At 69.1% G+C, this 8,012-nt stretch carries 6 protein-coding genes; 3 read left to right on the forward strand and 3 right to left on the reverse strand.

Going from position 1 to position 8,012, the window contains the following annotated elements; genetic code table 11:
- Positions 1-8: 8 nt before the first annotated feature.
- Positions 9-1,067: a tyrosine recombinase XerC gene (gene xerC / locus ACFC1T_RS13680; protein ID WP_375887707.1), complete on the reverse strand. Its 1,059-nt coding sequence runs from the start codon at positions 1,065-1,067 to the stop codon at positions 9-11.
- A 200-nt stretch (positions 1,068-1,267) separates the two neighbouring features.
- Positions 1,268-1,906 carry a replication initiator gene (locus ACFC1T_RS13685; RefSeq protein ID WP_375887657.1) on the reverse strand — a complete coding sequence of 213 codons (639 nt, stop codon included), beginning with the start codon at positions 1,904-1,906 and terminating at the stop codon, positions 1,268-1,270.
- A 101-nt stretch (positions 1,907-2,007) separates the two neighbouring features.
- On the opposite strand from ACFC1T_RS13685, the gene ACFC1T_RS13690 reads away from it, so the two are divergent.
- Positions 2,008-3,219: a DUF262 domain-containing protein gene (locus ACFC1T_RS13690; protein ID WP_375887660.1), complete on the forward strand. Its 1,212-nt coding sequence runs from the start codon at positions 2,008-2,010 to the stop codon at positions 3,217-3,219.
- 9 nt (positions 3,220-3,228) lie between these two features.
- Positions 3,229-3,846 carry a HEPN domain-containing protein gene (locus ACFC1T_RS13695; RefSeq protein WP_375887662.1) on the forward strand — a complete coding sequence of 206 codons (618 nt, stop codon included), beginning with the start codon at positions 3,229-3,231 and terminating at the stop codon, positions 3,844-3,846.
- Positions 3,847-4,309: 463 nt separating this feature from the next.
- Here the strand turns inward: ACFC1T_RS13695 and ACFC1T_RS13700 are convergent, their stop codons facing one another.
- On the reverse strand, positions 4,310-7,123 hold the full coding sequence (locus tag ACFC1T_RS13700) for an AAA family ATPase (RefSeq protein ID WP_375887665.1): 2,814 nt from the start codon (positions 7,121-7,123) through the stop codon (positions 4,310-4,312).
- 178 nt (positions 7,124-7,301) lie between these two features.
- Here ACFC1T_RS13700 and ACFC1T_RS13705 point away from each other — a divergent pair, with 178 nt between their 5' ends.
- Positions 7,302-7,679: a nuclear transport factor 2 family protein gene (locus tag ACFC1T_RS13705; protein WP_375887667.1), complete on the forward strand. Its 378-nt coding sequence runs from the start codon at positions 7,302-7,304 to the stop codon at positions 7,677-7,679.
- Positions 7,680-8,012 lie beyond the last annotated feature (333 nt).

The following is an 8,012-nucleotide window of genomic DNA, read 5'->3' on the forward strand; positions in this document are numbered from 1 at the left end:
CTGAGTGACTAAGCCTCAGCGCCTCGCTTGAAGATGTCGTCCATGACCGTCGCACCGGTCTGGATCACCGGGCGGATCTGCTCCCGGTAGACCTCCTCCGTGACCGACGTACTGGAGTGCCCGACCAATCGGGAGATCTCCTCCAGGGACACCCCGCTGTCCGAGAGCAGGGACACGAAGCTGTGGCGCAGCTCACGCGGCGTCCACTCGGCGGCGTTCACGCCGTCGGCCTTGGCGATAGCTGAGCGGAAAGCCCGGCGGACGTGGGACGGGTCCAGCTCGGTGCCGACCGCGGAGTGGAAGACCAGGTTGTTCTCCTCCCACTTGTCGCCAGCGGCGAGGCGATCCCAGCCCTGATCGACCCAGTGATCCCAGAGCGCTTCGACACACCGGGCAGGGAGCGCGAGCGTCCTTCGGGACTTGCGGGTCTTGGTGTCGCCGCCGGCCCGAACCGACCGCCATACGGCGATGTGCGGCGGGACCGGTGGAGTCGTCTCGGGCTGGCCCTTCAGGAAGACGCGGTCCCAGGTCAGCGCCCGGAGTTCCTCCGTTCGAGCACCCGTGAGCAGGGAGACCACGACGTAGGCGTACATGGAGGTCTTCTCGGCCGCCGTGAGGACCGCCTCGGCCTGAGCGAATGTCAGCGCCTTCGACGGCCGGCCGGGCTGACCGGTGGGGATGGAGCACAGCTGGACCACGTTGCGCTTGACCTTGTCCCGGGCCATGGCGCGCTTGACTGCCCGGTTCAGGCAGGAGTGGAGGCCCTGCAAGGTCCGCGTGCTCAGGGACTTGGACTTGTCGGCCAACCACCGGTCGACGTCCTCCGCGCTCAGGTCGCGCAGCTTACGGGCGCCGAGACTTGGGATCACGTGCGTCCGGCTGAGAATGGTCAGGGTCTTCACGGTCTCTTCGTCCCGGCCCGCCAGGCCGTACGTCAGCCAGTCGTCCACCGCGTTCGCCACGGTGTAGTTGGTGGGCGCGATTGCCAAGCCGTCTTCGTGATCCCGCAGGACTTCCTTCAGCTTGTTCTTCGCCTCGGTCTTGGTCTTGCCGCTGCCGCGCTTCATGAAGCGCTTGCCGCTCGGGTCGAAGCCGAGGCCGGCAGTGGCGATCCAGCGCTGGCGCTTCTCGTCCCAGTGGAGGCCCCCGTCTCCCCTACCGCGGCGGGCGCGCCCGATCGTGATCGAGCCGAGCCGCTTGGAACGGATCAGGTCGTAGACCGCCGAGCGCCTGAGCTTCAGCCGGGCCATCACCTCGCGGACGGTCATCAGGTCGTCGTCAGACATGGCACTCCTTCCGATCGGGCTAGGGCTTCGTCCAGGGCCTGGCGCCAGCGGACCCGTTCGGCGACGGCGCGCAGGAGGCGGGTGGCGAGGGGCGACATGTCGGGGTCGCCGGGGCGGACGGGTTCCCAGACGTAGCGGTTGGGTTCGACCCGGCTGGCGGTGTCGCCGAGGACTTCCAGGACCCAGGTGCGGCGTTCGGCGCGGTGGTCGGTGAGGGTCTTGACGGACCACTTGCGGGAGACCAGGACGCGGCGGCCGCCGTAGCCGAGGTGTTCGCGCTTGTGGGCGCGGGAGCGGCAGGCGCCGGGGCGTAGGCCGGGGTGGGCGTTTTGGGGCTGGAGGCCGTAGAGGAGCCAGTTGGCGCAGGTCGGCGAGCAGGGTTCGTAGCGGAGCTCGGCGGCGAGGCGGTCGACGTGGTCGGTCTCGGATTCGCCGGCCGGGGTGTGGCACTCGGCGACGGACTTGGTGAGGTACTTGGTCAGGTACCGGACGCAGCGGGCGGCCTGCGGGGAACCGACGAGCACACCTTGGGCGTCGAGTTGGGGCCCGAAGCGGAGCACGTGCAGGGGCTCGGCGGCGGGGTCGGTGTCAAGGGCGCCCCGTCCTACCGCTGCGAGCATGTGGACCCGCATACTCATCCCCCGCAAAGGGCAAATCTGCCAGACTGATGGTCACAATGCGGACTAGGGCTACCTGCCGCCGGCGCAGGCTTGGAGGAGAAGTGCAGAGCTACAGCGACGCAGAATGGGACGACGCAGACGGCGAGGAGGACGACACAGCAGCTGCAGTTACCTCAGAAGAGGTAACGCGCGCAGTCGTCACTGATACCGACTGGACCACAGAGACGATCCTCAGCCAGCTCCGTCGAGGCAATATTCAGCTAAATCCTCGATTTCAGCGGCGGGACGCATGGAATAAGCCGAGAAAGAGTCGATTCATCGAGTCCTTGATCCTCGGCCTCCCGATTCCACAAATCGTCCTTGCTGAAGACAAGAATCGTCGAGGGAAGTTTATTGTCCTCGATGGAAAGCAGCGCCTACTTGCCCTCCGGCAGTTTGCAGCCGGGTCTTCTTTCGCAGTCTCGGAAGAAGAGGAAGACTTCAAGGGCTTCTCTCTCACGGGACTCGAAGTGCGCGAGGACCTGAGGCTAGCCACCCTCAAAAAGATGGAGAATGATGGCAAATATGACGATGATCTCAATGCTCTCCTGAATGAGACGATTCGGACTGTCGTTGTTCGCCGATGGCCAAACGAAGACTTCCTCAATCTAGTTTTCCTGCGCCTGAACACAGGGAGCGTCAAGCTATCCCCCCAGGAGCTTCGCCAAGCACTTCACCCTGGCCCGTTTACCGACTTTTTGGACGACTGGGCCTCTGAAAGCGAATGGCTCCGAGCTGCCCTGCGGATCGATAAGCCAGACTTTCGCATGCGGGATGTCGAAATCCTCCTCAGGTACTTCGGATTCGAGTTCGCCCTCGATGAGTACTCTGGAAATCTCAAGAAATTCCTTGATGACACCGTGAGCCTCCTAAACTCAGCCTGGGAAAGCGAAGAGTCTCGAATTCGACAGGTTGGCGAAAGCTGCAACAGTGCCATTGAGGCAACATTCGACGTATTTGGGGAAAACGCCTTCTACCGCTGGGCTTCCGGCAAGTATGAAGGGCGCTTCAATCGAGCCGTCTTCGACGCCATGACCTACTACTTCTCCGAAGAGGCAGTTCGAACCAAGGCTGCGGCGGACAAGAAGGCCGTAGAGATGGCCTTTCGAAACCTCTGTGACACTAGCCAGCGGTTTGTTGAGTCAATTCAGACGACAACAAAGACGCCCGTTGCAACCCATCGCCGACTCTCTCTCTGGGGCGAGGCTCTCGGCGAAGCGATCGGTATGAAACTGGACACTCCCGAGCTGCGCGAAAACCGCCTGGTGCGATAGGGGTCTAGATTGACATCCTCGCGTTTCCAGGAACTTGAGAAGAGGATCGGCGAGCTCACGGAGTACTTCCTACCCAAGAGCTTCGATCCCATCGGCCTATACGATGAGATTATCTATGAGCAAGCCCGCGCATTTAAGGTGCTCGCCCACGCAGAGTTTGAGTCCTTCATTGAAGACCGTGTCATAGAGGTTGTAGATGGGGCGGTCGCTCGCTGGGAAAAACAGGGCAAGATCTCACAGGCCCTGCTGGCCGCTGTCGCCTACAGGGAGTTGGCGCCCTTGATACCAGCCTCTCTCAATGAGGCCGCCACCAAACGAGAGAAGTTCCCCACCCTGAAAGCCAGGGTCCAGGCGGCGCGGAATGATATTAATCGATACGTGAGAAATCAGAATCATGGGATAAAGGAAAAGAACTTGCTTCGCATGCTTCTTCCCATCGGATTCTCTGATGACGAGATTAACCCGGACTGGCTGGCAGTCACTGAGGCGTGGGCAACGACACGGGGAGATGCCGCTCACAAGGGCGCCAAGATGCAAGTGCAGATCGACCCGCAGAAGGAGCTAAAAACAGTCAATGAGGTCCTGCAGGGATTCCGAGAAATCGACTCCCAGATGGATCTTAAGTAACTGCCGATCGTACCTATAGCCACTAGAAGGAGCAGCGTTACCTACCGCAAGGTTCTGGGGTGATCGAGAACTGACTCCAGCCCCGCGACTGAGTGTCTAACTGCGCTACAACGATCCCGTACGCCGGCGGACGACCACGGACGCTCAGAGACGGTGTGCCCAGGTCAACAGCACTCTGACCTCAGCTCTGAGAAGTGCCTTTGTTGCTTCGGGACGAAGAGGCCGTGGGTTCAGATCCCGCCACCCCGACCCAGTACAGAGGGCCCATCGGAGAGATCCGATGGGCCCTCTGACGTTGTATCCGGAGGAGCTCCGGAACCCCGTCCGCTGCCCGTGTACATCCGGGGCCCGTCGGGGGCGGGGTGCGGCCGGGGTGCCGAGGCCCGGACAGGGCGGCTCCGCTCTGCATGCCCGCCGGGTGCCCGTACGGGTCGGTCCGCGATGGCTGCTGCCTCTCCCCGCGTCAGAGCGTGGTGGGGAGGGCGGTGCGGGAGGTGATGCCGAGTTTGGGGTAGGCCTTGTAGAGGTGGTGGGCGACGGTGCGGGGGCTGAGGAAGAGTTGGGCGGCGATGTCGCGGTTGGTGAGGCCCTGGGCGGCCAGGCGGGCGATCTGGAGTTCCTGGGGGGTCAGGGGGTTCGGGAGGGCCTGGGAGGGCTGGGGTGTGGGGGCCGGGGTGCCGGTGGCGGAGAGTTCGGTGCGGGCGCGGGTGGACCAGGGGTGGGCGGCGAGGCGGTCGAAGACTTCGAGGGCGGCCGTGAGGTGGGGGCGGGCGTCGGTGCGGCGGCGGGTGCGGCGGAGCCATTCGCCGTAGAGCAGGGCGGTGCGGGCCTGTTCGAAGGGGCGGTGGGTGGTGGCGTGGAGGTCGAGGGCGGCGCGGTAGGCGGGTTCGGCGAGTTCGTCCGGGCCGAGCAGGGCCTGGCAGCGCAGGCGTAGTGCCTCGGCCCAGGGGCGGTCGGCGGCGGTGGTCCAGCGGGCGAAGCGTTCGTAGGCCTCGGCGGCACGGTCCGGGGTGCCGAGGCGGACGGCGGCTTCGACCAGGTCCGGGACGGCTCGGGTGGCGCTGACGTGGTGCCGGTGCGGGCCGGTGGTGAGGGCGTGGAGGCGGTCGGCGGCGCCCGCGGCGCGGCCCTGGCCGAGGTCGAGCAGGGCGAGGGCCCAGTGTGCCCAGGGGCGGCCGGCGGCGGAGGCGGCGGTCTGCGGGCCGGTGGTGGCGAGCGCGGTGGTGGCCAGTTCGGTGCAGCGTTCGGTGCGGCCGTCGAGGGCGGCCAGGTAGGCGAGCAGGGCGCTGAGTTGGCTGACCCACTGGTGCTGGCCGGTGTCCCGGGCGAGGTCGAGGGCCTCGGTGGCGGTGAGTTCGGCGTCGGCGTGGCGGCCGTGGAAGAGCTCGGCCTCGGCGAGGAAGAACTGCAGGGTGGGCATCACGCCGAGGGTGCCCTTGGCGCGGGCCTCGGCGACGAGTTCGCCGCCGAGGTCGACGGTCTCCTCGTCGCGGCCCAGGACGAGGGTGGCGCCGCAGAGTTGGACCAGGTCGGCGGGGCTCTCGGCGCCGGCCCGGCGGGCGGCTTCGACGGCTTCCCGGGCCGGGGGCAGGGCGGCGCGTGCCGGTGCGGCGGCGGGTCGGCCGAGGGCCGGGAGGACGGCGGCGGGGAGGTAGCGGGCGAGCGGGGCGACGGGGTCGTCTTCGGCGAGCGGGAGGGCGGCGAGCCGGTCGAGCGCCTCGGCCACCGGCTCCTCCCCCGCGTACCAGGCGGCGTGGAAGGCCTGGAACAGCATCCGGGCGGCGTGGGCGGGTTCGACGACGTCGGGGGCGTCGGAGGAGGTGGCGAGCGCGAGGGCGGCGTCCAGCAGCAGCCGGTACGCGGTCGGGTAGGAACCGCGCCAGAAGTGCGCGGTGGCCCGGACGTGGTCCAGCAGGGCGTGCGCGAGGACGCTGTCGGTGCGGGCGGCGGCCTCGTCGGCGAGGGCCTCGGCGCGCGCCAACTCGCCTTCCTCGGTGGCGGCTTCGGCGGCCAGCACGAGTCGGCGGGTGGCCTCGTCGCGGTCGGGGGTGAGCCGGGCGGCGCGTTCGTACGCGGCCGCGCCGCCGTGCCCGCCGCGGCGGCCGGTGCGGACGGCGGTGCGTTCCAGCGCGTCGGCGAGGGCTGCGTCGGGGGCGGTGGCGGCGAGGGCGAGGTGCCAGGTGCGGCGGTCGCCGTCCGGGAGCGCCCCGGCGACGGCGCGGTGGACGGTCAGCCGCTGGTGGTGCGGGGCGCGTTGCAGGATCGCGGAGCGCAGCAGCGGGTGGCGGAAGGCGATCCGGCGGTCGGGGGTGACGGTGACCAGGCCGGATTCCTCGGCGGGGGCGAGGTGTTCGGCGCCGACGCCGAGCGCGGCCGCGGCGGGCAGCAGGACGTCCAGCTCGCCGCTCTCCTCGGCGGCGGCGACCAGCAGCAGGGTCTGGGTGGCCGGGGGCAGGCCGGTGACCTGGCCGTGGAAGGCGATCAGCAGGCGGCTGGTGAGCGGGAGCCCGCCCGCGGTGTGCGCCTGCGGGCCGGTGGCGACGGGGAGTTCGGTGAGGGCGAGCGGGTTACCGGCGGCTTCGGCGAGCAGGCGGTCGCGGACGGCGGCGGGCAGGTCGGGGCCGGCCCGCTCGGTCAGCAGCCGGGTGGCATCGGCCTCGGCGAGGCCGGTCACCCGCACCTCGGGCAGGCCGAGTTGGCGCTCGACGGAGGCGCCGGGCTCGCTGCGGGCGGCGAGCAGCAGGGCCACCCCTTCGGCCTGGAGGCGACGGGCGGCGAGCAGCAGGGCGTCCAGGGAGGCCCGGTCCAGCCACTGGACGTCGTCCAGCACGCACAGCAGCGGCTGGTCGGCGGCGAGTTCGGCGAGCAGTCCGAGGGTGGCGAGGCCGACCAGCAGCCGGTCGGCGGGTGCGGGTGCGGAGGCGGGTGCGGAGGCGGGTGCGGCAGATGGTGCCGCTGCCGGATCCTCGGGCGCCTCGCCGAGCCCGAACGCCGCCTCCAGGGCGCGCCGTTGCGGCCCCGGCAGGACGTCCAGCCGGTCCAGGCCGGGGGCCAGCAGCAGGCTCAGCCCGGCGAAGGGCAGTTCCGCCTCGTACTCGACGCCGGCCGCCCTGATCACCCGGAAGGCCGTCCCGGCCCGGGCCACGGCGTCGTCCAGCAGGGCGGTCTTGCCGATGCCCGCCTCGCCGCGGAGCAGCAGCGCCCCGGCGCCACCGTCCCGCGCCCGCGCCAACAGGCCGTCCACCGCGACCTGTTCGTGTTCCCTCCCGTACAGCATGCCCCGACCCTACCGAGCCAGCCGCCGGCGCTCCGGCGCAACGGCTACGTAGGCGGGTGCGAATACCTACGTACCCCCATGCCTATCCGTGACCGATTCGCCCGCGGAGGCCCGTCCCTACCTTTGTGAGCAGCGGGAACGACCCGCCAACAGCCCACCGGAACACGGGAGACGAACCATGACCGAGATCACCACCGCCGCCCTCCAGCAGCTCGCCGAGCGCTACCTGGCGGTCTGGAACGAGACCGACCCGGCCGCCCGCCGCAAGCTGATCGACGAGGTGTGGGCCGAGGACGGCCGCTACACCGACCCGCTGGCCGCCGTGGCCGGCCGGGACGCGATCGACGCGCTGATCGGCGCGGCCCAGGCCCAGTTCCCGGGCCTGGAGTTCACCCTCGGCCCGGTGGACGCCCACCACGACATCGCCCGGTTCACCTGGAACCTCGGCCCGGCCGGCGCCGAACCGGTGGTGATCGGCTTCGACGTGCTGGCGGCCACGCCGGCAGGCCGGATCGGCACCGTGCACGGGTTCCTGGACCGCGTGCCGGGCGCCTGAGTCCGGGACGGACGTCCGAACCAGGCGGACGTAACCGGGAAGACGGACGTACGAGCAAGACGGACGTACGAGCAAGACGATCGTCCAAGCCAAGCGGATGTCTCAGCAAGACGGACGTGCGAGCCAAACGGACGTCCAATCCATACGTACGTCCGTGCCAGACGCCCGTCCGAACACTGGACAGGCCGGTTCCAGGGGCGCCGCACCCCACGGCGGCGGCCCCCCCCCCGCGGGGGGGGGGGCCCCGGGCGGGGGGGCCCCGGGGGGGCCCCCCCCGGAAACCCCCCCCCCCGCCCCCCCCCCCGCCGCCCCCCCCGCGGGAGGAAAACACAG

This window comes from Kitasatospora sp. NPDC056076, from assembly GCF_042266305.1.
Lineage (GTDB): Bacteria > Actinomycetota > Actinomycetes > Streptomycetales > Streptomycetaceae > Kitasatospora.